The following is a 23,885-nucleotide window of genomic DNA, read 5'->3' on the forward strand; positions in this document are numbered from 1 at the left end:
CTACGCCTCAGGCATGATGAGATTTCGAACGGCCATTGCCAGGAAACCGTGATGAACAGAGACAATCGCAAGCCCCGTGCTATCGCCATCGCCAAGGCCCAGGAAGCGGACGCCGCCGCCTACCGGACCCTTGCAATCATCTGCGCAGGCGCTTGCATCGCCTTCGTTTCGCTTGCCTTCTCCCTGATCGGCTGATCGGGCGGCGGAAGGTCGAAGAACCCGCAAGGGTACCCGATGCGTCAGGCCGTGTGCCTGCACCCGTCGTGATGCCGGGACGGCATGTCCGCTTGCCCGGTTGCGATCCGCGCCTTGACGTGACGGATCAGCCGCGAGACCGCTGACAGCGGATCGCCCGCATATGCCTCGTAAAAATCATCCTCCGCTTTGGCCGGATCCGCCGGCGACTTGAGGTTTTTCCCATGCACCAACAGGGCTGCCGCGACTTCGTACATGATGGATCTCCGTCTCTTCGTTGAACCATCACACCATCTATACCTCCAAATCCGCTTCATGAAGCGACTGACACGCGCTATGTCTTTCAATTATGAAAAACGTAGCCTGGGATTCCTATCAGCTCTTTCTCGACGTCGCCCGTGGGGCCGGGCTGACCGGCGGCGCCGAAAGTTCGGGCCTCAGCCCGGCGACGCTCGGGCGGCGAATGCTCGATCTCGAGCAGCGACTGGGTGCGGTCCTCTTCGAGCGCAGCCAGACCGGTTACCGCCTGACGGGCGAGGGGCAGCGGCTGCTCGACATGCTCTCGGGCATGGAGGCCGCGGCGCGGGAGGTGGATGCCTGGCGCCAGGAACCCGCCGCTTCCGCGCTTGTCCGCATTGCCGCCGGCACCTGGAACGCCTGGCTGATCACCGAGAGCTTTCCGGCGATCCGGGGTCCGAGGGACGATTTCCGTATCGAGCTGACGGTCGCCGAGCAGCGGGCACAGCTGGCCCACCGGGAAAACGACATCGGCATCCGTTCCTTCGAGCCGGAAGAGCGCAATCTCGCCGCCGTGCCGACGGGGGAAGTGGCCTATGCCGCCTATCGCGCCCGCCATTCCGGGCAGGCCGGCGCCGATCACTGGATCGCCGTCCACCGCGACGAGGCGATTTCCTCCTATCTGCGCTGGCCCCACGAACAGAAGGCGTCCTCGATCGTCGTGACGGTCACCCGCGCCCGCTCGCTGCGCGATCTGGCGCTCTCGGGCGCCGGTATCGCCGTGCTCCCCTGTTTCGTCGGCGATCTGGAGCCGCGTCTCGAACGCGTCGGCGCCGAGATCCCGGAACTGCGCCACCGGCAATGGGTGGTCATGAACAATGACGACCGTCACCGCCGACCGGTGCGCACGGTCGCGGACAGGCTGGTGAAGCTGATGAAGGGGCATGCGGAGTTGTACGCAGGAAAACGGCCGGGTCGGTCGGTGTGATCCGGCGGGCGGTGGCGGGATCGACCACCTCGGGGTAAGGCACCATCTGAACGAAGACGGCACAGCACGGCAAAGGGCGCGAACATGCAAGCGGACATCATACTCGAAACCGGGCGGCTCATCCTGCGCATGCCCGTCATCGGCGATTTCGAGACCTACGCGGCGCTGATGGCCTCATCTCGGTCCACCGGCATGGGCGGTCCCTTCGACAAGCGGGGCGCCTGGGGCCTGTTCTGCCACGACGTCGCGCAATGGCAGCTGCTCGGCCATGGCGCCCTGATGGTGGACCTGAAGCAGACAGGTGAGTGCGTCGGTCAGGTGGGGATCAACGGTGGCCCGCTGTTTCCCGAAAACGAGCTCGGCTGGCTTCTCTACGATGGCTTCGAAGGTCGCGGCATCGCCATGGAGGCAGCACTCGTAATGCGCGACTGGGGCCGTGACGTGCGCGGGCTGCCATCTCTCGTCAGTTATGTGAGCCCCGACAACCATTCCTCGATCGCAGTGGCGGAGCGTATTGGTGGCGTGCTTGATAACGATGCGGCTCGGCCTGAGCCGGATGATCTCGTCTTCCGCCACTTTGTCCGGTGAGGATTGATCGCCAAACGCCGAAGGGCCCGGCTTGCGGCCGGGCCGGTTGATCGGTGAGGCGGTATCAGCGCGCCTGGGTGACGATCACGGGGATCAGGAGATCACCCCAGTTTCCCTCGCCGCCGTGATGGCGGGCGGAGCGGACGAGCTCGACGGATACGCCGGCATCGACGGCCTTCATGACCGACTGGTTGAGACGGTGCAGGTCGTTGGCGACCATGCGGATCGTCGCCTGCTGGTCGGGGCTCATGGCGGAGGACTGTTCTTCCGCGCGTTCCTTGACCCGGGTCTGGGGTGTCATGGCATTTCTCCTCTTCTATTCGGGGTTCTTGAATGGTTGATCTTCAGGGTGGTTCTGTCTGGCTGTCGCCCCTCATCCGGCTGGGGGATGAGGGGCAAGCCCTTATTCCGCAGCCGGCTTGAACTGCTCGGTTTCGGTCGATTCCTTCATCGCCGTGGTTGACGACTGGCCGGCGGTGATGGCGAGCGAGACAGCGTCGAAATAGCCGGTGCCGACCTCGCGCTGGTGCTTGGTCGCGGTGTAACCGTTGACCTCTGCCGCGAATTCCGCCTCCTGCAGCTCCGAATAGGCCGCCATCTGGCGATCCTTGTAGCCGCGGGCCAGTTCGAACATGCCGAAGTTGAGCTGGTGGAAGCCGGCGAGCGTGATGAACTGGAACTTGTAGCCCATCGCACCGAGTTCCCTCTGGAACTTGGCGATCGTCGCGTCGTCGAGGTTCTTCTTCCAGTTGAACGACGGCGAGCAGTTGTAGGCGAGCTTCTTGCCCGGATGCACCTTGTGCACGGCCTCGGCGAACTTGCGGGCCTGTTCGAGATCCGGCTTGCCTGTTTCCATCCAGATCATGTCGCAGTAGGGAGCGTAGGCGACGGCGCGGGCGATGCACGGATCGATGCCGTTCCTGACCTGGTAGAAACCTTCCGCCGTGCGGCCGGCATCATAGTCGACGAAGGGCTGGTCGCGCTCGTCGATGTCGGAGGTCAGGAGCTTTGCCGCCTCCGCATCGGTGCGGGCGACGATCAGCGTCGGCGTACCCATGACGTCGGCGGCGAGCCGCGCGGCGGTCAGGTTGCGGATGTGGGCCGCCGTCGGGATCAGAACCTTGCCGCCGAGATGGCCGCACTTCTTTTCCGACGCCAGCTGGTCCTCGAAGTGAACGCCCGCGGCGCCGGCTTCGATGAAGGCCTTCATGATCTCGAAGGCGTTCAACGGTCCGCCAAAACCGGCTTCCGCGTCGGCGACGATCGGCGCGAACCAGGTGTCGACCGAAAGGCCCTTGCCTTCCTGGGTCTCGATCTGGTCGGCACGCTGGAGCGTGCGGTTGATGCGCTTGGCAAGCTCTGGTGCCGCATTGGCCGGATAGAGCGACTGGTCCGGATACATGGCGGACGCCGTGTTGGCGTCGGCGGCGACCTGCCAGCCGGAGAGATAGATCGCCTTGAGGCCGGCGCGGACCATCTGCATGGCCTGGTTGCCGGAGAGCGCGCCGAGCGCGTTGACGAAGGGCTCCTCGTTGATCAGCTTCCAGAGCCGGTTCGCGCCCATTTCGGCCAGCGTATACTTGATCTCGACCGAGCCGCGCAGACGCTTGACGTCTTCCGCGGTATAGGGACGGTCGATGCCGTCGTAGCGGCCCTTCGGTGCATTCGGAACGAGATTGTAAAAATCAGTCATAGCAAACTCCCTGCTGGTCTTGAGGGCGGGAAGATCAGGTCGGGAACCGAAATCGTCGCGCCGTTGATGTGACTGAATTTACAGTGCGCCGCACAAACTGCCAGAATAAAAGCGATTTTTCAGAGCGGAAAGAGGTTAGGCTGTCTTGTCTTTCACAAATTCGGAATGTAAAAATGTAAATCTTGTAAAAGCGCAACTTGGTGCGCGGCGCGGACGTTTGTAAAAGGTCTGTCAAATGGCGGAAAGCAAGATCTTCGCGGGACCGAGGGTGCGGCGTATACGAAACGGGCTGGGTCTGACCCAGACGGCGATGGCTGAGGCGCTTGCCATCTCGCCCTCCTACCTCAATCTGATAGAGCGCAATCAGCGTCCCCTGACGGTGCAACTGCTGCTCAAGCTCGCCTCCGTCTACAAGGTCGATCTGGATGAACTGCAGGGTGAGGCAGGCGGCACGGCGAGCCAGCTGCGCGAGGTCTTCGCCGATCCGCTGCTGTCGGGAGAACTGCCGGGGGAGCAGGAGTTAATAGAAGTAGCCGAGGCCGCTCCCAACGCGGCAACCGGTATCGTCAAGCTCTACCGTGCCTACCGCGAACAGGCCGCTCGCCTCACCGATCTTGCCGAACTGCTGGCGCGCCAAGGCCATGAAACCTCGCTCTCCGGCGCCAGGCTGCCGAGCGACGAGGTGCGGGAGCGGTTCGAGAAGCGTCCGAACTTCTGTCCCGGCATAGAGGATGCAGCCGAAGCCTTTCACGCAAGCCTCGGTCTTTCGCCCGGCGACGATCTGGCGGTTTCGCTCAAGACGTGGCTGCGCACGAAACACGGCATCGTCGTCCGCTCTCTGCCGGTGCATGCCATGCCCAACCTCCGCCGCCGATACGACCGACACTCCATGCGGCTGTTCTTGTCCGAGCGGCTGTCGCCCTTCGACCAGTTGCGCGAGATCGCCATGGAAGCGGCGCTGCTGGCGCTGGGAGACGAGATCGCCGCCGAACTCGAGGCGCTTGCGTTTGTCAGCGGCGAGGCAAATCGGCTGGCGCGCTTCGAGCTCGCCCGCTACGCCGCCCATGCCCTGATGATGCCCTATGGCGCATTTCTGGCGGCGGCCCAGCGGGCGCGCTACGATATCGACGTGCTGCGAGCCCGCTTCAATGTGTCCTTCGAGCAGGTCGCCAATCGCCTGACGATGATGCAGCGGCCGGGCGCGGCAGGCGTTCCGTTCTTCATGCAGGAGACCGACATCGCCGGAAACCGGTTCCGGCGTGCCGGCGCCCAAGGGTTTCCCCACGCGAAATTCGGCGGCGCCTGCCCCAAGCTCAATGTCCATGCGGCGTTCGCCCAGCCGGCGCAGGTGCTCGTCGAGGCGGTGGAAATGCCCGATGGCACCGGCTTCCTGACCATCGCACGCACGCTGGAAGGACCGCAGGCGGGGTTTTCGGAGCGGGTGCGCCGCACGGCGGTCCTTGTCGGGTGCGACATCGCCCTGAAGGATGAGATCGTCTACGGTCAGGCGCTCGCAGCCGTTCCTCCGGTGGCCGTCGGTTCGGCCTGCCGGCTCTGCGAACGGCAAGGTTGTCTTGCCCGATCCGAGCCGCCGGTGACCCGTCCACTCGGCCTCGACGAAATGGTGACGGGCCTCTCGGCCTTCGATTTCCAGTGAGGCGAGGGCCTTTTTCATGATCGGGCGATCTGTGTGCGGTGCCCACATTTTGTCTTGTCGGGCGTCCAATTCCTTCTTAGTCTGTCAAAAAAAACAAAGGGAATAGGTGAAGGGCGTCCGCCCGCCTGATCAAGGAACAGGAGAAAACATGAAAGCCGATTTCATTCGCTGGGCTTCCGTGGCCGTGGCCGCGCTGGTCGTTGCCGGTGGTGCGAACGCGCAGGAACGCGTCGTCCACGTATACAACTGGTCGGACTATATCGATGAATCGGTGCTGGAGGACTTCACGAAGGAAACCGGCATCAAGGTCGTCTATGACGTGTTCGATTCCAACGAACTGCTTGAGACCAAGTTGCTCGCAGGCGGTTCGGGCTACGACGTCGTCGTGCCGACCGGTCCCTTCCTCGCCCGCCAGATCCAGGCCGGCGTCTTCCAGAAGCTCGACAAGTCCAAGCTGCCGAACCTCTCGAACATGTGGCCTGACATCATGGAGCGCCTGGCCAAATACGATCCGGGCAACGAATACGCCGTCAACTACATGTGGGGCACGACCGGTCTCGGCTACAACGTCGACAAGGTCAAGGCCGCGCTTGGCGACAGCTTCACAGTCGACAGCTGGGACGCGCTGTTCAAGCCCGAGAACGCCGAGAAGCTGCAGTCCTGCGGCATCAACATCCTCGACGCGTCGGACGAGACCTTCGCGATTGCCATGAACTACATCGGCAAGGACCCCGACAGCAAGGAACAGGCTGATCTGGAAGCCGGCGGCGACGTCTATATGAAGATCCGCCCGTTCGTGAAGACCTTCAATTCGTCGGCCTATATCGACGATCTCGCCAATGGCGATATCTGCGTGACGATCGGCTGGTCCGGCGACATCCTGCAGGCCAAGGCGCGTGCCGAGGAAGCCAACAATGGTGTGACCGTCGACTACGTGATCCCGAAGGAAGGCACCTATATGTGGTTCGACAACCTGGCGATCCCGGCGGATGCCAAGAATGTCGAGGAAGCCCACGAGTTCATCAACTACATGATGAAGCCGGAGGTGATCGCCAAGGCCTCGAACTACGTCCAGTATGCGAACGGCAACCTCGCCTCCCAGCAGTTCCTCGACGAGGAGGTTTTCAAGAATCCGTCCGTCTACCCGACCGAGGAGACGGTGAAGAAACTCTTCACCATCTCCCCCTACGGCCCAAGGGAACAGCGCGTTCTCAACCGGGTCTGGACGCAGATCAAGACCGGCAGCTGATAGCAGGACATCAACACCGGGCGGACCTTCCGCCCGGTGTTTTCAAATCGGCATAACCGTAAAAATCATAACCGTACAATTGGGGATAACGGGTCGGGCAATGGCGAAATCACTTGGGCCGGTAAAGCGTAAATTCTCACCTTGGAACGATCCGGCCGCGCGCCCGTTCATCCGCTTCGAAAACGTCACCAAACGCTTCGGCGACTTCACCGCCGTGGAGAACCTGACGCTCGACATCTACGAGCGGGAGTTCTTCTCGCTCTTGGGACCGTCGGGCTGCGGCAAGACCACGCTGATGCGCATGCTGGCGGGCTTCGAGGATCCGACGGAAGGCCATATCCTGTTGCAGGGCAAGGACATCTCCGGCACGCCGCCCTACAAGCGGCCGACCAACATGATGTTCCAGTCCTACGCGCTCTTCCCGCACATGTCGGTCGAGAAGAACATCGCCTTCGGCCTCGAGCAGGACAACCTGCCCAAGGGCGAGATCGAGGCGCGCGTGCAGGAAATGCTGAAACTGGTAAAGCTCGAACAGTTCGCCAAGCGCAAGCCGAGCCAGCTTTCCGGCGGCCAGCGCCAGCGTGTTGCGCTCGCCCGTTCGCTCGCTAAGCGACCCAAGGTGCTGCTCCTCGACGAGCCGCTCGGCGCGCTCGATCGCAAGCTGCGCGAGGAAACCCAGTTCGAGCTGATGGACATCCAGCAGAACCTCGGGCTGACCTTCCTCATCGTCACGCACGACCAGGAAGAGGCGATGACCGTGTCCGATCGCATCGCGGTCATGGACAAGGGCGTGATCGTCCAGGTCGCGACGCCCGCGGAAATCTACGAGGCGCCCAACAGCCGCTACGTCGCCGACTTCATCGGCGACATCAACATCGTCGACGGCAAGCTGGAAAAGCGCGAGCAGCTTGGCGATGGCGAAATGGTCACGGTGGTCTGCGAGGGCGGCTTGAAGGTGCAGGTCGAGCAGCCGGTCTGCGCCGCCGAGCCCGGCGCCGGGGTCGCCTTCGCCATCCGTCCGGAAAAGGTGCGCATCTCCGTCGACCCGCCGGCCGATACCTCGGTCAACGCGCTCCACGGCGAGGTCTGGGACATCGGCTATCTCGGCGACTTCTCGGTCTTCATCGTCAAGCTCGCCAACGGCACGATGTTCCGCGCCGCGCAGGCCAACGTCGCCCGCCTCGTCGATCGGCCGATCACCATAGACGACAAGGTGTGGCTTACCTGGACGCCGGATGCCGGCCTCGTCCTGACACGCTGAGGAGAGGGCGATGAGCGATACTGCGACAGCCCATTCCTCCTCGCCGAGCCGCTGGCTCGTCGTCCTGGTGCCCTATGTCTGGATGGCGCTCTTCTTCCTGGCGCCCTTCCTGATCATCGTGAAGATCTCGCTCTCCGACACCGCGATCGCGATGCCGCCGTATCTGCCGGTGTTCGACGGATTCGGCATGATCGGTGACTTCTTCTCCAAGCTGGATTTCGAGAACTACATCTTCCTGACGGAGGATTCGCTCTATTACAGTGCCTATCTGTCGTCGCTGCGGATCGCGGCGATCTCGACGCTGCTTCTGCTGTTGATCGGCTATCCGATGGCGCTCGCCATGGCGCGCGCCTCCGTCACCATCCGCCCGACCCTGCTGATGCTGGTGATCCTGCCGTTCTGGACCTCGTTCCTGATCCGCGTCTATGCGTGGATCGGCATCCTGAAGCCGGAAGGCCTGCTGACCATCGCCTTGCAGAGCATCGGCCTGATGGGGCCGGACGATCAGGTGCAGATCTTCCGCACGGAGACGGCCGTCTTTATCGGCATCGTCTATTCCTACCTGCCGTTCATGGTGCTGCCACTCTATTCGGCGCTCGAAAAGCTCGATGGCACGCTTCTGGAGGCGGCGAGCGATCTCGGCTGCCCGCCCTGGAAAGCCTTCTGGCGCGTCACCTTCCCGCTGTCGATCCCCGGCGTGATCGCCGGTTCGATGATCTGCTTCATCCCGATCACCGGCGAGTTCGTGATCCCCGACCTGCTTGGCGGTCCCAACACGCTGATGATCGGCAAGACGCTCTGGACCGAATTCTTCGGCAACCGCGACTGGCCGCTCGCCTCCGCCGTCGCCGTGGTGCTCCTGCTCCTGCTCGTGGTGCCGATCATGATCTTCCAGAACCAGCAGCAGAAGGTGTGAGCGATGAAGCCCGGCAAGTTCGACGCGACCTTCCTGACGATCGGGTTCGCTTTCCTCTACATCCCGATCGTCATCCTGGTGATCTATTCCTTCAACGAGTCGAAGCTCGTCACCGTCTGGGGCGGCTTTTCGCTCAAGTGGTATGCCTCGCTCTGGTCGAACCAGGGGCTGATGGACGCGGCCTGGATCACGGCGCAGGTAGGACTTCTCAGCGCCACGCTGGGTACGGTGCTCGGCACCATGGCGGCGCTGACGCTGGTCCGCTATGGCCGCTTTCCGGGACGCATGCTGTTTTCCGGCATGGTCTACGCCCCGCTGGTGATGCCGGAAGTCATTACCGGCCTGTCGCTGCTGCTGCTGTTTGTCGCCGTCGGCCTCGATCGCGGCCTGATGACGGTGATCATCGCCCACACCACCTTCACCATGTGCTATGTGGCGATCGTCGTGCAGTCGAGGCTGCTGACCTTCGACATGAGCCTGGAGGAGGCGGCACAGGATCTCGGCTGCCCGCCGGTCAAGACGTTCTTCAAGATCACCCTGCCGCTCATTCTACCGGCCGTCATCTCCGGCTGGATGCTCGCCTTCACGCTGTCGCTCGACGACCTCGTGATCGCCTCGTTCACGACCGGCCCCGGCGCCACCACGCTGCCGATCAAGATCTACAGCCAGGTCCGTCTCGGGGTGACGCCGGAGATCAATGCGGTGTGTTCGATTCTGATCGGGTTTGTAACGATCGGCGTCATCATCGCCTCGATCACGACAAAACAGCGCGAACAGCAACGCCAGCGCGACGAGCACTACGCGGCGCAGACGCCATGAACGGGATCGTCCGCACGGCTCAGTAGTCGCGCGGCGGCAGGAAGATCCAGGTCACCAGCCAGACAGGCAGGACGATGAAGGCGCCGAGCATGACGTTCGGCGCCGCCCAGGCGATGAAGCGCCGGCCAAGCTCGATCATGCTGTCGGGGGTCTGCCCGATGAGGCCGAAGATCGTCTCCAGCGTGACGCCGAAGAAAGACAGGGCCGCGCCCGCCATCAGGGACGCGAGCAGGATCTTGAAGAGCACTGAGACGTAGTGGAACACCCAAAGCCCTCTCTGGTGATTCTTTCGACTACTCTAATGGATCGAGCCGCGGCGCCGCCATCGGCGAGACGACCACATCCGGCCAGGACCCGCCGACGAACAGCCGGAGTGGTGGTTCCGCACGACTTTTTTGGTCATCATCTTCGACGGACAGCGCGAGCGCCAAGCTTCTGGTGGCAAGCGGGATAATGCCGTCGAGTGTCAGGCGGCCGACATCGCTATCGGCAAAGGCCTCGGCAATGTCTGCGATGCCATCGTGAAGCTCCAGGTGAAGCGATGCAGCGGTGAAATCCAGTTCCCCGCCTGGCGCGTCGGCGAGGCGGAAGAACGGCCGCTCGCGGGCGAGCGCGGCGATGGCGGACAGATCGAACGGCCGGATTTCGCCGTCCGCCGCGCGAATCTGGAGGGAGCCGGAAAGATCCGCAAGGGTCATCGCGTCGACCGGGCGCGGCAGGGCGAGCACGATGTCGGCGGAGGCCCGCGTGTAGGGAAGCGGCCCAGAGAGCGCCAGGCGCCCGAACAGGGTCTCGAGATCGATGCCCGACAGCGTCGCCCGCAACTCTCCTGGCATTGATCCGCTTGCGTCGGTGAGCCGGGCGGTGACGCGACCGTTTTCGAGTGTTCCGTCCAGAAGGTCGAAGCGGCGGCTGTCGCCGACGACAACGATACTGGCGGCGAAGTCGTCGACCTGGATGGGTGCGAAAAGTGCCCTGTCAGCCGAAAGGGTCAGGTCGGTGTCCAGCCATCGCGTCAGCCCGGGCGCCTTGCCATCCGGATCATGCGGGCCCGGCAGCAGGCGGAAGGCATCGAGCAGGTCGGCGAGATCGATGCGATCGAAGGCAAGCGTGCCACTGAGACGTGCCTTGCGGTCGTCCGAGGGTGGGGTTAGCTCGATGATGCCGGTCGCATCGCTGCCGTCGAAAGATGCCTTCAGCCCATCCAGCCGGTAGCTGCCGCCGATCGTCGTCAACTGACCTGAAACCCGCGCCTGGCGGATGTTCTCCGTGCCTCCGAGCTTGAGGCCGGACCACGTGATGAAGCCGGCGAGATCGCTCGCCTCGATTTGCAATGGCCCGTTCAGCAGATAGTCGCCCGAAAGGTTGGCGGTCCCTTCGAAACTGGTGGTGAGATTTTGCAGCCGCAGCGCCAGCCGCGTCTCCGCGTCCCTGCCGCCAAAGAGCTGGAGGGGCTGGCGCGACGCGAGGTCGAAGCCGAATCGCCTGCCGCGGATGCTGGCGTCGGCGGACACCGTCATCGCCGAGGACAAACGTGGCCAGTCGAGCCGCGCGTCGATGTCGTCGAGCGAGAAGGATCGGCCCGTGACTGCGTCCTCGACCCGCAACCGCCCGTCGATAACGGTCACCTCGCCGATCGCAGCGTCGACGACGGCGGCATCGCCCGTATCGGACGTGGCCGCGCCGATCGCCGCCGTCAGCCGGCCGTCGCCGTGCCAGTCGATGTTGCCCTCTTCGTCACGGCGAAGCCAGACCTCCGGCCGCAGGGCCACGAACTCGCCGAGCACCGGCCGGCCGAACATGCCGTCGATCAGCCCGAATGAGGCCGACAGACGCTCGATGCGGGCGAGCACGACATCCTCGCCGCCCGCCCTCCTGCTGATCGTCACCGAGGGCAGGGCGATCTCGGGTTCGGGCCAGAAGGTCAGCTCCGGCGTTCCGCCGATGGTAGCGCGGTGACCACTCCACTCCGAGACGGCATCCTCCAGCGCTCCGCGCACGGCACTGGTCGAGACGAGGAGCGGCGCCAGGATGAGCAAAAGCAGATAGAGCAGGAGCGGCGCGACGACGACCAGCAGCATCGGACGCCGCCAAACGATCGCGCCGAAGCCGCGCCGACGGTCGTCGCGGTCCTGCTCGGGGATGGGAGGCTGTTCCGTCATGCGCATCGTCCACCGGCCGTGCTGCCGGTCCCTTTGGTAATCTGGCCTGCCGGATATAGGAAATGCCGCAATCTGGCAATTTCGAGGGCGTATCTGGCCGTTCGTCGCACTTCATATTGCACTGCAAGCTGCTATACAGCTTGCACGGTTTTTGGAGGATTGGAATGCATCAGGAACAGCCGCTCTGGTCGCCCTCGGAGGAATTCCGCCGCGCCACGCCGATGTACGGCTTCATGACGTGGTGCGAGGCGCGCGCCGGTCGGCCCTTCGCCACCTACGACGACTTCCACGCCTGGTCGATCGAGGATCGAGGCGCCTTTTGGTCCGCTGTCTGGGATTATTGCGACGTGAAAGGCGACAAGGGCGGGATCGCTCTTTCGAACGGCGATCGCATGTTGGAGGCCCGGTTCTTTCCGGAGGCACGGCTCAACTTCGCGGAAAACATCCTCGCCGGCGCCGGCGACGGCGATGCGCTGATTTTTCGTGGCGAGGACAAGGCCAAGGACCGCTGGTCCTGGGACCGCCTGACGCAGATGGTGTCCCGCCTGCAGCAGGCTTACCGCGCCATGGGCATCGGCGAAGGCGACCGCATCGCGGCGATGATGCCGAACATGCCGGAGACTGTCGCCTGCATGCTGGCCGCCACCTCGATCGGGGCGATCTGGTCGTCCTGCTCGCCGGATTTCGGCGAACAGGGCGTTCTCGACCGCTTCGGGCAGATCGGGCCCAAGCTGTTCATCTGCTGCGACGGCTACTGGTACAACGGCAAGAAGCAGGATGTCGCCGACAAGGTGCGCGCGGTCGTCGCAAGCCTCGGCGTGCCCGCGGTGATCGTGCCCTATGCCGGTGATGCGCCGGCGCTCGCCGCCTCGCTTCCCTCGGGCCGGACTCTTGAAGTCTTCGTCGCACCTTTTGAGCCGAAGGCGGTGGACTACGTCCGGCTGCCCTTCTCCCACCCGGTCTATATCCTGTTTTCGTCAGGCACCACCGGCGTGCCCAAATGCATCGTCCACGGCGCCGGCGGCACGCTGCTGCAGCACCTGAAGGAGCATCGCTTCCACTGCGGCCTGACGAAGGGCGAGCGGCTGTTCTACTTCACCACCTGCGGCTGGATGATGTGGAACTGGCTCGTCTCCGGCCTCGCCTGCGGCGCGACGCTCTGCCTGTTTGACGGCTCTCCCTTCGCGCCCGACGGCAATGTGTTGTTCGACTACGCGGCCGAGGAGAAGTTTGCCGTGTTCGGCACGTCGGCCAAGTATATCGACGCAGTGCGAAAGGGGGGGCTGACGCCAAGGACGACGCATGATCTCTCCTGTCTCCGCCTGATGACCTCCACAGGCTCGCCGCTGTCGCCGGAAGGCTTCTCCTTCGTCTATGAGGGCATCAAGCCGGATGTGCATCTCGCCTCCATCTCCGGCGGCACCGATATCGTCTCCTGCTTCGTGCTCGGCAATCCGTTGAAGCCGGTCTGGCGCGGCGAGATCCAGGGGCCGGGCCTGGGGCTCGCGGTGGATGTCTGGGACGACGAGGGCCAGCCGGTGCGCGGCGAGAAGGGCGAACTCGTCTGCTCGAAGGCCTTTCCGTCGATGCCGGTGATGTTCTGGAACGATCCGGATGGCGCCAAGTACCGTGCCGCCTATTTCGAGCGCTTCGACAATGTCTGGTGCCATGGCGACTTCGCCGAATGGACCGAACATGGCGGTCTCGTCATCCACGGCCGCTCCGACGCGACGCTCAATCCGGGTGGGGTGCGCATCGGTACGGCCGAGATCTACAATCAGGTCGAGCAGCTTCCGGAGATTGCCGAGGCACTCTGCATCGGCCAGGACTGGGACGACGACGTGCGCGTCGTGCTGTTCGTGCGGCTTGCCGCCGACGTCACCTTTACGGACGAACTTGCAGGGGCGATCAAGACGAAGATCCGCACCGGTGCCTCGCCACGCCATGTCCCGGCCAGGATCGTTCCGGTGGCCGACATCCCGCGCACCAAGTCCGGCAAGATCGTCGAACTGGCCGTTCGGGAAGTCGTCCATGGTCGCCCGGTCAAGAACAAGGAGGCGCTTGCCAATCCGGAGGCGCTGGAGCTGTTCCGCGATCTGCCTGAACTGTCGAAATAGCGAGATTTCGCACGCCATATCTGGGGTGCCGTCCTGTCCCGCTCCGGGGCGGGTGCTAACCAAATATTAGGAAACCTTTGACATACGTTAATGCAACTTGGGTGCGCACGATGACCGTGACGCGGATCGCCATCTGGCGAAATCAAACATGATGTTGATCACTCGAGCTTCCGTTTGAACAGCATACCTCATCACGGGCGGCGCAAGCCGCCCTTTTTTTATCCCGTCGCCTGGCGATCAGGACCGCCGGCGCTCGTCGAGCGTGCGTGACACGAGGAGGACCGGAACGAGACCGGCAAGGATGATGATGAGCGCTGCGACGGAGGCATCTTCGACCTGGGCCCGCGAGGCGTCCTCGTAGACCAGCGTCGCCAGCGTGTTGAAGTTGAAGGGTCTGAGCAGGATGGTCGCCGACAATTCCTTCAAGGTTTCGATGAAGACGAGTAGCGCTGCTGTCAACACGGCGGGGCGCAGGTTCGGCAGCAGCACGCTGGTCAGTGCCTGTCCGGTGGATCGGCCGAGCGTGCGGGCCGCCATGTCGAGATGCGGTGATAGCTTCTGGAAACCCGCGTCGATCGTTCCCTCGGCCATTGTCAGGAAGCGCGCGGTCGCGGCATAGACGATGGCAAAGCCGGTGCCGGACAGCAGAAGACCGGTCGAGATGCCGAGATTGGCCCTGAGGAATGCATCGAGCGTGTTGTCGAAGGTGGCAAGCGGTATCAGCACGCCGATCCCGAGCACCGTGCCCGGAACGCCGTAGCCAAGCGAGGCAAGCCGACCCGCTGCCCTTGTCGCCGGCGAGCGCGAGGCGCGGGCGGCATAGGCAAGCACGAAGGCGAGCACGACGGCGAGCATCGCCGCCGAGGACGACACCACGATCGAATGTTCGAGTGCCTTCAGCAGCCGCGGTTCGGCGAAGTGGTCCAGCCGGCGGATCGCAAAGTCGCCGAGCACGAACACCGGGATTGCGAAGCCGACGATGACGGGCATCGCGCAAAATATGGTCGCGAGGAGTCCGCGAGCCGTTCCAAGCCTGGGGCGAACGATATCGTGGACGGCGGCCGTCGTCTTGTGGCTGGCGAAACGCTGGCGCCGCCGTGCCCAGCGCTCCAGCGTCAGCAGGCCGACAACGAAGACGAGCAGCACGCAGGCAAGCTGCGCTGCACCGGCCAGGCTGCCACGGTTGAGCCAGGTGTCGTAGATCGAGAAGGTGAGCGTGTTGACGCCGAGGTATTCGACAGCGCCGATGTCGTTCAGGGTTTCCATCATCACCAGCGTCAAGCCGACCGCGATCGCGGGTCGGGCCATCGGCACCTGCACCTCGAGAAAGACGCGGAGCGGACCGGCGCCCAGCGTACGCGCGACGTCGGCGGCCGCGCGCCCCTGCATCAGGAACATCGACCGGCAGGCGAGGTAGACATAGGGATAGAGCACGGCGCTCATCACGAGCACCGCGCCGCCGAGCGAGCGCACATCGGGGAACCAGTAGTCGCGCATCGACTGGTAGCCGAAGATCTGGCGGACGAGGGTCTGAAGCGGGCCGGTGAAATCGAGGAACTCGCCGAAAGCATAGGCTGCGAGATAGGAAGGAATAGCGAGCGGCAGAACCAGCGCGATCGACAGGAGCCGGCGCAGCGGAAAGTCGAAGGAGACGACCAGCCATGCCGTTGTGATGCCGAACAACGCGGTCGTCAGGCAGGTGTAGAACAGCAGTTCGAGCGTCCGACCGGTCGCGCGGGGCATGACATTGCTGATGATATGCTGCCAGCTTCCGCCGTCCCCGGACAGGGCGATCCAGAGAATGGCGCCAATCGGCATGGCGACGACGGTCGCGACGAGGCACGCGGCGGCAACGAGGCCGTGCGATCGCTGTCGGGCGACGGGCCGAGCGGTCAAGCCATCGGATGTGTGTGTCGACAAGCCGGTTCTCCCTCTCGCCTCTTGCCGACCCTCTAGCGCAAACGCCGTGGGAAGGAAACCGCGACGGTGGAAAGGCGATGTCAGGGGAGTCGGTGCATCGTGCTTTAAATCATATCAAAATATAATTGTTTACACTCAGAAGTAGAAGGCGGTGTCCTTCAAGGGACCAACATCGTCCGCCCGGCTGCGACAGGCCTCATGTTGACAGGAAGTCTGCTATTCTCACAAGAGAGCGCCCTGCAAACCTACACCTGCAGCTTGTAAACGGGAGAGCGGCTGGCATGGATGAACGTGCATGGATCATGGAGACGCCGGACGACCGCGAGGAACAATACTTCGACGGCGGCGGGGTGATGAATTTCGACGATGGTCCGTTTCGCGGCTTCATGGAGAAGCGGCTTCTGCGGCCGGGGATAAATCTCTACCGGGTTTCAGCAACATCCGACCGGGACTGGTCGATGACACCGGATGGCGATGCGCCTGCCGGACATCTTGTTCTCGGAACCATGCTCAGTGGAGCCGGTACTCTCGAAGCGGCCGGCAACGAGCGCCGGATATGGCGAGGCGGTGGCCGACCGTTCGCCGTCAGCCTGGCCGAGCGTCAGATCACGTACAATGTCGGAGCCGGGGAGCAATGGTCTGCCGTCACCCTCCTATTCGAGCCTGCGACGCTGGAAGACCTGGTGTCGCGTGATGTCGTGCCGCCGCTGGTTCGGGCTGTTTTGAAGGATGGCCGATTGCCCGTCTCGGAGGTTCTCGATGCCGACCGGGCCCTGGCGCGGGCCGCCCAGGAGATATTCAACGCGCCGTATCGCGGAACGATGATGAACCTCTGGCGCGAAAGCAAGGCGCTTGAAATGCTTGCCTGCCATCTCGACCGGCTCGGCGGCGAGGAACCGCAGCGTGCCGCGCTGACGACGCGGGAATTGCAGCGGGTTCGCGAGGTCCATGAACTTCTGCTGTCGGATTTGCGGACCCCTCCCAGCCTGCAGGTTCTTGCAACTGCCGTCCGCATGTCGCCGCGTCGGCTGAACCAGTGTTTCCGTCTCGTGCATGGAGCAACGGTGTTCGAAGCGCTTCTGGAGGCGCGCATGCAGGCCGCTCGGCACATGGTGCGAGAGTGTCCGGAAGTGCCGCTGAAAACCCTGGCATGGCAGGTGGGCTACAACCAGCTCTCCAACTTCATCAACGCCTACCGCCGTCGCTTCGGCGTCTCGCCGGGCCAGCACCGGCGGATGGGCGAATCGTGACCATCCGGGCACGGCGCTCTGAAGGATGCATTCCCCGGCACACCGAATCATTTTTTACCAGGCGGAAAAAAGTTATGCGCTGGCGCTCAAAGTTATGCAGATGCGCGCCAATCCAGACGGCAGCACTCAACCATTGGTGGACGCTGCTGCGCTGAAGAATGTGCGAACGACGCAGCGAAAGCGGATACGTCTGTCGAAAAGTTATGCCCGACCGGCATTGATTATGCCTTGGTCTCGGCTGTGTTGATCCAACCGGCGCCTCCCGCCAAGACATCGACGATCCGGCTCGGCCCGGAACCTGAGCGACACGGAGGTGACCATATGCAAGCCCTGATTCTCGCTGCGTTGATGCGTCTGGTGGTGCGGCCGATCCGCGTCATCAGCGGCAGGAAGGACACATGAAATTGTATCTCGTCATCGTCATGCTGGCGGTCTTGACCGGCTGCAGCCAGACGGGCGGTCAAGCCTCCGCCGACGCTTCGAAGAAGATGTCGGCGAATTCCGTTGAGCAGAGCCGGGACAAGTCTGCGGCTTCGGCGTGCGAGGATGCCATCCGTCACCAGACCAACTCCGCGATGATGGGGTCGGCACTCGGCATGGTCGGTGGTTTCGGAGGCTTTGGCGGACGTGGTGGCGCGGTTGCCGCCAACGTTGCTTCCTCCGCCGGGGGCATGGTCGCTCAGCAGCAGGCGGCGCGACACCAGCAGGACGTGGAACGGAACTGCTATTGAGATTAGGACTGCGATCCCGGCATCGTCCGGTGATCACGAGGCCCAGCCATCCGCGGCATTCGCAACGGCAGGGGATTCATCTCCCCCGCAATTTCCTGCCGCGCCGCGATGGCGGACGTGGAGCGACGGATCTGAGGCGCGTCCCGCCGGCGGACCCCGTCGCTCCACCGTTTCCTTTTTCATATCAATGTCAGTCGGCGAGTACGCGCGGTGAAGGGAAGGTAATTTCCACCAGCGTTCCCTCGTTCGGGGTCGACGAGATCGCGAAGGTCGCGCGGTTTGCATCCACCATCGCCTTGGTGAGCGGAAGCCCTAGACCGGTGCCATCGCCGCGATTGCGCGCGCCGGGCGATACCTGCCGGAACGGTTTCATCGCCTGCTCCAGCTCCGTTCGGCTCATGCCGATACCGGTATCGCGGATGCGCAGCACGACGCTGCCGTTCGCCTCGTAAGCGGTGGATACGATGATCTGCCCGCCCGAGGGCGTGAAGCGGATCGCATTCGCCAGGATGTTGAGCACGATCTGTTTGATCGATCGAAGATCGGCGACGACGCTCGGAACGGCTTGCGACAGGGCGGTCCGGATGATCACCCGCTGGCCATTGGCCTGCGGCTGCACGATCGCGACCGCCTGCGACACCGTCTCGTTGAGGCCGACGGCGGTGAAATCGAGGTCCATCTCGCCCGCCTCGATCTTCGAGATGTCGAGCAGGTCGTTGACGATGTCGAGCACGTGGCGGCCCGAGCGCACGATGTCGCTCGCATATTCGGCATAGCGCGGGTGACCCACGGGACCGAAATGCTCGTTCGCCATGATGTCGGCAAAGCCGATGATGGCATTGAGCGGCGTGCGAATCTCGTGGCTGACGCGGGCAAGGAACTCGCTCTTGTGGGCGTTGGCCGTCTCCGCCGCGCGCTTGGCGCCGCGCAACTCTTCCTCGGTGCGCTTCCACTGCGTGATGTCACGGATGACGGCGCAGTAGCCGTTCGAGGAGGTGAGGCGGCCGATCGTCATGAACAGGGGCAGGAAGCCGCCGGACGCCTCGCGGCCAATGACCTCGCGGCCATCGTTGAGGACGCTCGCGACGCCATGGCCGGCGAGCCCCGAGAGGTAGTCGAGGATCGCCCGCTGGCTTTCATGCGCGAAGAGCATGACGAAGGGTTTGCCCTTCAACTCCTCGCCGTCATAGTTGAACAGGGCCGACGCCGAGCGGTTCATCGAGCGGATCTCGCCCTCCGTACCGATGATCACCACGCCATCGGTAGCGGTTTCGAGGATCGACCGCATTTCCTCCGCTTCGACCCTGAGGCGTGACAGTTCGCTTGTCTCTTCCTCCACGATAGCGGGAGCAACGACGGTCTCGGGTGCCTCCACCGGTACGAGCGACAGCATCAGTGCGCTGCCGCCGGCCCAGCGGATCGACTGGAGCTTGGCGTTGACCGGAACGAGCCGGTCATCGGCACGCACCACCACGATCCGGCTACCCTTGCCTTCTGCCTCGTCGAGATCCTCGCGCTGCAGGAGCGCATCCAGCCCGCCGGCCGAGGCCAGCGCATCGAGGTCCGCATAGCCCGTGAGCTTCAGGAATTCCGGATTGCCGTGGATCAGTCTGTCCGCAACGTGGACCAAGAGGGCGACCGGCATCAGGTCGACAATATCTGCGGACAGACCGAGGTCCCGCTGCTGTGGCGTGAAGGCGGCGGCGTCGGGCACCGGGCGAAACACCGGCGGTTCCGGCGACCGGATCGCCGGTGACACGGGGGTGGGCGGTGTCGGCGCGGGCGGGATGGTGGTTGTCGCGACCGGTGTCTCCTGCACCGTTTCGTGTGTCGGCTCCGGATTGTCCTGGCTTGGCCGGATCGGGTCCAGCTTGCGGGCGATCTCGCGGAATGCCGCGGCCTCGCTGGCGCTCAGGCCGTCGCGATTGCGGGCGCGATGGTTCTCCAGCTGGATGATCTTGTCGGAGATCAGCGGAATGACGGTCGCGGCCTCTGTCTGAACGGATGCCCCGCCGTCCCCGGTCTTTGCCGTCTCGTCCTGTGCTTCCGCCTCGCCGGCATGGCCGGGATCGATCTCCGAGGCGCGTCTTGCCTGAGCTGTCATCGCATCGGCCTCGCTCAGGATATCAGGCAGCACCTCCGATGCCTCCGCATCCGGCGTCTCGTCGGAGACGGACGGTTCCTGCTCTTCGGCCGGTACGTCTGAGGACATCGATTGCGAGCCGAGCGTCAGACCGCTTTCCAGCGGATCCTCGACGGCGTCGGCCAGGCGCACGACGCCGAAGCCCCGGAAGCCATCGAATTCGCGGTTGCGGGTATAGGTGGGCAGTGCAGCAAGGTCGACGGGGACACGCAGGCTGGTGCCCTCGACCGGCCAGTAGACCGTCTTGCCGGACCATGTGTCGCGGCGGTTCAACAATTCCCCGAGCTTGCCGTCCGGATCGAGATGGAAGAGCGCGTCGATGTCGGTGAATGCCACGCCCTCGATGGCCGCGGCGCGCGGGCCGACGGCGGCGGCGAATTCGCGCGAGACGTCGGTAAACCTGCCCTCGGCGTCGATCTTCCAGACGAAGCGCGTCGCCCGGTTGGTCGGCTGAAAGACGAAGCCATCCTCCTCGGTGCTGGGCGCGGCGGGAGCGGTGTGGTTCGCCAATGGCGCGACCGGTTCATCCGCAGGTGCCGCGACGGGTTCGGCGCTCTCCGCGGCTGTAGCCTGCGGTGTCTCCGAAACCGGTTCCGGAGACGCGGGCGTCTCCATGGCCGGGGCAGCCTCTTCCTCTTCCATGTCGGACGGGGATGCCGCCGCGGGCTCCTCGTCAGCCGGGAACGATGCGCTTGGTTCCGCTGACGCGTTGATCGAATCTGCAGGAGCCTCTTCGGAGGAGATGGTGGCGGCCTCCGGCAGGGGCAGGGCCGCGACCGGTTCGGCGGGCGCCGACGCCACATCAGCGGTTGGGCTGGCGTCCGCGGGACGGAAGTCGCCGAGAATGGTTTCGACCGCCAGCAGCAGGTAAAGGTCCGGGGAGTCCGAGACCTTGCCGATCGCCGCTGGCAGATGGCCGCGAACAGTCGACAGCGGGCGCTTCAGAAGATGCGCCGGCTCGTTTTCGACCATGGTGATAAAACCGCGCGCCGAGGCCGCGCCGATGCCAAGCCCGGCAAACCCCGGCGAGGCCGCGACGATTTCGCCAGAGGAGTCGAGGACCGCCATATGCGTATCGGGATCGTCGAACCCGGTCAGCATCCGCTTTGCCAGCGCCTCGGTCGAGGTCGACTGGCCTGCCGCCGGAAGACAGAACAGCACAGCCCGCTCGCCGCGAATGTCGATGAGTTCGACCTCCGCCTGCACAGGAACGCTGCGGAAACCGGAGGCTATGCGGATGACCAGCGTCCGGCTGTCGCCGATTGCCGACAACTGGCCGGCGCTCGCCGCAAGCTGCCGGAACGAAAGCTCGCTCCGGTCCGGACCCTGGTCGAGGAAATCGTAGATCGATGCATTGCCGAAATGGGCTGCACCCGGTCCGTTGGCCCAGAGCACGGTCTGCATGTCGGCTGAAAACAGCACAAGCGCTTCGCCCCGCGCGAAGCGCGCCCGCACGGCATTGTGCACGGCGACATCTATGAACGGGTATTGAGCTGCGGGCATGTTTGACAACCTGTAGCGCCTGGCACCTTCATGGACCGGCAAATTAACAGAATTTTAATATCTGCGCACCGGTTTCGGGTCCAGCGTTGGGCGACGGTTTCGCCAATCAGGGTTAACCCTAAAATTTTAATTATTGTGCACCGCACAACGATATTGCAATGCACAATAAAATGCTCTATATAGAGTTCATCTAATGCACTCAGGGGCTGCAAGGCCCGAACCAAACAGGAGCATATCATGGCTGCAAAAACCGCCGACGTCTTTTCTTTCGCTGCCTTCGACCCCTCCAAGCTGTCGGAAGGTTTCCGTGAATTCGCCGAGAAGGGCGCTTCCCAGTCCAAGGAAGCCTACGCCAAGATGAAGGCCGCGGCCGAAGACGCGACCAAGACCATCGAGACCACGATGGAAACCGCCCAGGCCGGCACGGTCGAGCTCGGCCTCAAGGCCATCGACGCCCTTCGCACCAATGCCGACATGTCGCTTTCCCACATGGAAGCACTCCTCGGCGTCAAGTCGGTCGCCGAACTCGTCGAACTGCAGACCGCCTTCATCCGCAAGCAGGCCGAAATGACCGTCGAGCAGGCCAAGGCCATGCAGGACACCGTCAAGAAGGTCGCTGAGACCGTCGTAAAGCCGGGCAAGGACGCCGCCGAAAAGGCGATGTCGACCTTCAAGGCCGCCTAAGCAATCCTTTCCTCCCAAGGAAGACTGGGTCGGAACGTCACGTTCCGACCCTTTTTTGTGGGTCAGCAGAAAGGACTTGAAAAAAATCCCGTCTGCCCGTATTTGACCCCAACGCGGCGCATGGCGCTGCTTGTGCGGTTGTAGCTCAGTTGGTTAGAGCGCAGGTTTGTGGCACCTGAGGTCGTAGGTTCGATTCCCACCAACCGTACCATTTTCCCTTTGCAGGCTTATCCTCCGACAACCGGCAGTACTTCGCCGGTGATGTAGCTTGCCATTTGCGGCGAGGCGAGGAAGACATAGGCTGGTGCCAGTTCCTCCGGTTGCGCCGGTCGCTTCATTGGCACCTGGCTTCCGAATGTCGACACATCATCCGCCTCGCGATCCGAGGGGTTGAGCGGCGTCCAGACCGGCCCCGGCGCAACGGCGTTCACGCGAATGCCGCGCTCGATCAGGTTTGAGGCGAGCGCCTTGGTGAAGGCGTGGATGCCGCCCTTGGTCATCGAATAGTCGAGCAATTCCGGACTGCCCTTGAGGCCGACGACCGAGCCCGTATTGATGATCGAGGAGCCGTTGCGAAGATGCGGCAGTGCGGCCTTGGCCATGTTGAAATAGCCGTAGAGATTGGTCTTGATCGTTTCGTCGAAATGCTCCTCGCTCAGGTCTTCCAGTTTCTTCGTATGCACCTGGAAGGCGGCGTTGTTGACGAGGATGTCGAGCTTGCCGAATTCGTCGACCGTGTTCTGCACGAGCCTCTTGCAAAATAGCGGATCGCGCACGTCGCCCCGAACCACGAGGCAGCGGCGGCCTTCCTTCTCGATGCATTTGCGCGTCTCCTCGGCGTCCTCGTCTTCCGCGAGATGAGCGATTGTGACATCGGCACCTTCCCGGGCAAAGAGGATGGCGACGGACCGGCCGATACCCGAATCGCCGCCGGTGATGAGCGCCACCATGCCTTCGAGTTTGCCGGAGCCCCTGTAGAACGGAGCGTCGTACATGGGCGCCGGATCGATGTCGGCTTCGTGGCCCGGTTTCGGATGATGCTGCTTCGGGAAAGGCGGCTCGGGGTATGCCCGCGCGCCCGCCTGCACGGCGCCCTTCTTGTTTCCGCCCTGCTGCTTCTGGTCGTTTTCGGCAACTTCCTTCTGGATGTCGCGCTGTTCCTCGACGGTCTTGTCGGCGCGGGATGATCCGTGGTCCATGGTTCGGCTCCTTGAGGTGAGTGACGCGTGGGTGGTTCACTCGTCCGAACGTGTCGCGGTCCCTTCCTGTTCCCGCTTTTTCCGGTCCTTGAGGTCCAGCCGGAATTCAACCCGTCGCAGCAGCGACAGCACGATCACCGCAGCAATGGTCGCGAGCGCCGCCACCTGCCAGAAGCCGAGGCCGCAGGCGAGCCCGATCGCACCGGCAAGCCACATGCCGGCACCAGTGGTCAGGCCGAGCACGCGGCCACGATTGAAGACGATCATGCCGGCGGCAAGGAACGCCACGCCGCTCGTCACCGCCTCGATCAGGCGGATCGGGTCGATCCGGATTTCGGTGCCGCCGAAGGTCGGCAGATGCGTGATCTCGATCGCCACCAGCGCGATCACAGCGGCCGCCATGCTGACTAGGATATGGGTTCGAAGCCCGGCCGCATGGCTCTTGTATTCGCGCTCGAACCCCACGACCGCACCGCAGATCAGCGCCAGCAGCATGCGGGCCGCCATGGCAAGCGGATCGAGAAAGGTGGGATGGGTAAAGTCGGCAATGAGTGCATCCATGGCGTGGAAACA

Annotated in this window: 21 protein-coding genes and 1 tRNA gene; 13 read left to right on the forward strand and 9 right to left on the reverse strand. The window is 63.6% G+C overall.

All coding sequences use genetic code 11. From position 1 onward, the window contains the following. Positions 1–51 precede the first annotated feature (51 nt). Positions 52–195, forward strand: a complete 144-nt coding sequence (locus tag J5J09_RS04040; RefSeq protein ID WP_208548408.1) for a hypothetical protein — start codon at positions 52–54, stop codon at positions 193–195. A gap of 44 nt (positions 196–239) precedes the next feature. Here J5J09_RS04040 and J5J09_RS04045 read toward each other — a convergent pair whose 3' ends face one another. Continuing rightward, complete coding sequence (locus tag J5J09_RS04045) at positions 240–452, reverse strand: hypothetical protein (protein WP_208548409.1); 213 nt, start codon at positions 450–452, stop codon at positions 240–242. Between the two features lie 92 nt (positions 453–544). On the opposite strand from J5J09_RS04045, the gene J5J09_RS04050 reads away from it, so the two are divergent. Next, a complete protein-coding gene (locus J5J09_RS04050; protein ID WP_208548410.1) occupies positions 545–1,420 on the forward strand; it encodes a LysR family transcriptional regulator in 876 nt (291 codons plus the stop codon). Positions 1,421–1,504: 84 nt separating this feature from the next. Then, complete coding sequence (locus J5J09_RS04055) at positions 1,505–2,008, forward strand: GNAT family N-acetyltransferase (protein ID WP_208548411.1); 504 nt, start codon at positions 1,505–1,507, stop codon at positions 2,006–2,008. A gap of 64 nt (positions 2,009–2,072) precedes the next feature. On the opposite strand, the gene J5J09_RS04060 is transcribed toward J5J09_RS04055, so the two are convergent. Both J5J09_RS04060 and aceA read right to left on the reverse strand, forming a co-directional pair. Next, complete coding sequence (locus J5J09_RS04060) at positions 2,073–2,309, reverse strand: hypothetical protein (RefSeq protein ID WP_208548412.1); 237 nt, start codon at positions 2,307–2,309, stop codon at positions 2,073–2,075. Positions 2,310–2,411: 102 nt separating this feature from the next. Further along, complete coding sequence (aceA, locus tag J5J09_RS04065; protein WP_208548413.1) at positions 2,412–3,701, reverse strand: isocitrate lyase; 1,290 nt, start codon at positions 3,699–3,701, stop codon at positions 2,412–2,414. 235 nt (positions 3,702–3,936) lie between these two features. Here aceA and J5J09_RS04070 point away from each other — a divergent pair, with 235 nt between their 5' ends. The 5 genes from J5J09_RS04070 to J5J09_RS04090 all read left to right on the forward strand — a co-directional run bounded on the left by J5J09_RS04070 (position 3,937) and on the right by J5J09_RS04090 (position 9,603). Continuing rightward, on the forward strand, positions 3,937–5,358 hold the full coding sequence (locus tag J5J09_RS04070; RefSeq protein WP_208548414.1) for a helix-turn-helix domain-containing protein: 1,422 nt from the start codon (positions 3,937–3,939) through the stop codon (positions 5,356–5,358). A gap of 148 nt (positions 5,359–5,506) precedes the next feature. After that, the gene (locus J5J09_RS04075; protein WP_208548415.1) at positions 5,507–6,607 is read left to right on the forward strand and encodes a polyamine ABC transporter substrate-binding protein; all 1,101 of its coding nucleotides are present in this window, start codon (positions 5,507–5,509) and stop codon (positions 6,605–6,607) included. Between the two features lie 100 nt (positions 6,608–6,707). Next, positions 6,708–7,868 (forward strand): ABC transporter ATP-binding protein, encoded by a 1,161-nt coding sequence (locus J5J09_RS04080; RefSeq protein ID WP_208548416.1) that lies wholly within the window; start codon positions 6,708–6,710, stop codon positions 7,866–7,868. Between the two features lie 10 nt (positions 7,869–7,878). Beyond that, positions 7,879–8,784: an ABC transporter permease subunit gene (locus J5J09_RS04085; protein ID WP_208548417.1), complete on the forward strand. Its 906-nt coding sequence runs from the start codon at positions 7,879–7,881 to the stop codon at positions 8,782–8,784. Positions 8,785–8,787: 3 nt separating this feature from the next. Beyond that, entirely contained in the window at positions 8,788–9,603 is an 816-nt protein-coding gene (locus J5J09_RS04090) for an ABC transporter permease (RefSeq protein ID WP_208548418.1), read from the forward strand. Positions 9,604–9,622: 19 nt separating this feature from the next. Here J5J09_RS04090 and J5J09_RS04095 read toward each other — a convergent pair whose 3' ends face one another. After that, the gene (locus J5J09_RS04095; protein WP_348646414.1) at positions 9,623–9,868 is read right to left on the reverse strand and encodes a DUF6460 domain-containing protein; all 246 of its coding nucleotides are present in this window, start codon (positions 9,866–9,868) and stop codon (positions 9,623–9,625) included. A 28-nt stretch (positions 9,869–9,896) separates the two neighbouring features. Then, positions 9,897–11,765, reverse strand: coding sequence for an AsmA-like C-terminal region-containing protein (locus J5J09_RS04100; protein WP_208548419.1), 1,869 nt, complete (start codon positions 11,763–11,765; stop codon positions 9,897–9,899). Positions 11,766–11,929: 164 nt separating this feature from the next. Here J5J09_RS04100 and J5J09_RS04105 point away from each other — a divergent pair, with 164 nt between their 5' ends. Beyond that, a complete protein-coding gene (locus tag J5J09_RS04105; RefSeq protein ID WP_208548420.1) occupies positions 11,930–13,882 on the forward strand; it encodes an acetoacetate--CoA ligase in 1,953 nt (650 codons plus the stop codon). A 237-nt stretch (positions 13,883–14,119) separates the two neighbouring features. Here the strand turns inward: J5J09_RS04105 and J5J09_RS04110 are convergent, their stop codons facing one another. Continuing rightward, a complete protein-coding gene (locus J5J09_RS04110) occupies positions 14,120–15,700 on the reverse strand; it encodes an iron ABC transporter permease (RefSeq protein ID WP_208553043.1) in 1,581 nt (526 codons plus the stop codon). 383 nt (positions 15,701–16,083) lie between these two features. Here J5J09_RS04110 and J5J09_RS04115 point away from each other — a divergent pair, with 383 nt between their 5' ends. Both J5J09_RS04115 and J5J09_RS04120 read left to right on the forward strand, forming a co-directional pair. After that, positions 16,084–17,052 carry a helix-turn-helix domain-containing protein gene (locus tag J5J09_RS04115; protein ID WP_208548421.1) on the forward strand — a complete coding sequence of 323 codons (969 nt, stop codon included), beginning with the start codon at positions 16,084–16,086 and terminating at the stop codon, positions 17,050–17,052. A gap of 398 nt (positions 17,053–17,450) precedes the next feature. Beyond that, the gene (locus J5J09_RS04120; protein ID WP_208548422.1) at positions 17,451–17,783 is read left to right on the forward strand and encodes a hypothetical protein; all 333 of its coding nucleotides are present in this window, start codon (positions 17,451–17,453) and stop codon (positions 17,781–17,783) included. 190 nt (positions 17,784–17,973) lie between these two features. Here J5J09_RS04120 and J5J09_RS04125 read toward each other — a convergent pair whose 3' ends face one another. Next, positions 17,974–21,429 (reverse strand): ATP-binding protein, encoded by a 3,456-nt coding sequence (locus J5J09_RS04125; RefSeq protein ID WP_208548423.1) that lies wholly within the window; start codon positions 21,427–21,429, stop codon positions 17,974–17,976. Between the two features lie 237 nt (positions 21,430–21,666). On the opposite strand from J5J09_RS04125, the gene J5J09_RS04130 reads away from it, so the two are divergent. Both J5J09_RS04130 and J5J09_RS04135 read left to right on the forward strand, forming a co-directional pair. Continuing rightward, positions 21,667–22,113, forward strand: a complete 447-nt coding sequence (locus J5J09_RS04130; protein ID WP_210387937.1) for a phasin — start codon at positions 21,667–21,669, stop codon at positions 22,111–22,113. Positions 22,114–22,247: 134 nt separating this feature from the next. Next, positions 22,248–22,324, forward strand: a tRNA-His gene (locus J5J09_RS04135). Between the two features lie 16 nt (positions 22,325–22,340). On the opposite strand, the gene J5J09_RS04140 is transcribed toward J5J09_RS04135, so the two are convergent. After that, positions 22,341–23,312 (reverse strand): SDR family oxidoreductase, encoded by a 972-nt coding sequence (locus tag J5J09_RS04140; protein ID WP_208548424.1) that lies wholly within the window; start codon positions 23,310–23,312, stop codon positions 22,341–22,343. 36 nt (positions 23,313–23,348) lie between these two features. Continuing rightward, entirely contained in the window at positions 23,349–23,873 is a 525-nt protein-coding gene (locus J5J09_RS04145) for an MgtC/SapB family protein (protein ID WP_208548425.1), read from the reverse strand. Positions 23,874–23,885: the final 12 nt, after the last annotated feature.

Origin of the sequence: Ciceribacter sp. L1K22, assembly GCF_017599385.1 — a bacterium.
In the GTDB taxonomy this organism is placed as follows: Bacteria; Pseudomonadota; Alphaproteobacteria; order Rhizobiales; family Rhizobiaceae; genus Allorhizobium.

Bases quoted from the DNA above. Each gene is read 5' to 3' on its own strand.
- J5J09_RS04100 (WP_208548419.1), bottom strand. From the start codon at position 11,765: ATGACGGAACAGCCTCCCATCCCCGAGCAGGACCGCGACGACCGTCGG.
- J5J09_RS04090 (WP_208548418.1), top strand. From the start codon at position 8,788: ATGAAGCCCGGCAAGTTCGACGCGACCTTCCTGACGATCGGGTTCGCT.
- J5J09_RS04045 (WP_208548409.1), bottom strand. From the start codon at position 452: ATGTACGAAGTCGCGGCAGCCCTGTTGGTGCATGGGAAAAACCTCAAG.
- J5J09_RS04115 (WP_208548421.1), top strand. From the start codon at position 16,084: ATGGATGAACGTGCATGGATCATGGAGACGCCGGACGACCGCGAGGAA.
- J5J09_RS04085 (WP_208548417.1), top strand. From the start codon at position 7,879: ATGAGCGATACTGCGACAGCCCATTCCTCCTCGCCGAGCCGCTGGCTC.
- J5J09_RS04070 (WP_208548414.1), top strand. From the start codon at position 3,937: ATGGCGGAAAGCAAGATCTTCGCGGGACCGAGGGTGCGGCGTATACGA.
- J5J09_RS04120 (WP_208548422.1), top strand. From the start codon at position 17,451: ATGAAATTGTATCTCGTCATCGTCATGCTGGCGGTCTTGACCGGCTGC.
- J5J09_RS04080 (WP_208548416.1), top strand. From the start codon at position 6,708: ATGGCGAAATCACTTGGGCCGGTAAAGCGTAAATTCTCACCTTGGAAC.
- J5J09_RS04130 (WP_210387937.1), top strand. From the start codon at position 21,667: ATGGCTGCAAAAACCGCCGACGTCTTTTCTTTCGCTGCCTTCGACCCC.
- J5J09_RS04075 (WP_208548415.1), top strand. From the start codon at position 5,507: ATGAAAGCCGATTTCATTCGCTGGGCTTCCGTGGCCGTGGCCGCGCTG.
- aceA (WP_208548413.1), bottom strand. From the start codon at position 3,701: ATGACTGATTTTTACAATCTCGTTCCGAATGCACCGAAGGGCCGCTAC.
- J5J09_RS04145 (WP_208548425.1), bottom strand. From the start codon at position 23,873: ATGGATGCACTCATTGCCGACTTTACCCATCCCACCTTTCTCGATCCG.
- J5J09_RS04105 (WP_208548420.1), top strand. From the start codon at position 11,930: ATGCATCAGGAACAGCCGCTCTGGTCGCCCTCGGAGGAATTCCGCCGC.
- J5J09_RS04110 (WP_208553043.1), bottom strand. From the start codon at position 15,700: ATGCCGATTGGCGCCATTCTCTGGATCGCCCTGTCCGGGGACGGCGGA.
- J5J09_RS04040 (WP_208548408.1), top strand. From the start codon at position 52: ATGAACAGAGACAATCGCAAGCCCCGTGCTATCGCCATCGCCAAGGCC.
- J5J09_RS04140 (WP_208548424.1), bottom strand. From the start codon at position 23,312: ATGGACCACGGATCATCCCGCGCCGACAAGACCGTCGAGGAACAGCGC.
- J5J09_RS04055 (WP_208548411.1), top strand. From the start codon at position 1,505: ATGCAAGCGGACATCATACTCGAAACCGGGCGGCTCATCCTGCGCATG.
- J5J09_RS04060 (WP_208548412.1), bottom strand. From the start codon at position 2,309: ATGACACCCCAGACCCGGGTCAAGGAACGCGCGGAAGAACAGTCCTCC.
- J5J09_RS04050 (WP_208548410.1), top strand. From the start codon at position 545: ATGAAAAACGTAGCCTGGGATTCCTATCAGCTCTTTCTCGACGTCGCC.
- J5J09_RS04125 (WP_208548423.1), bottom strand. From the start codon at position 21,429: ATGCCCGCAGCTCAATACCCGTTCATAGATGTCGCCGTGCACAATGCC.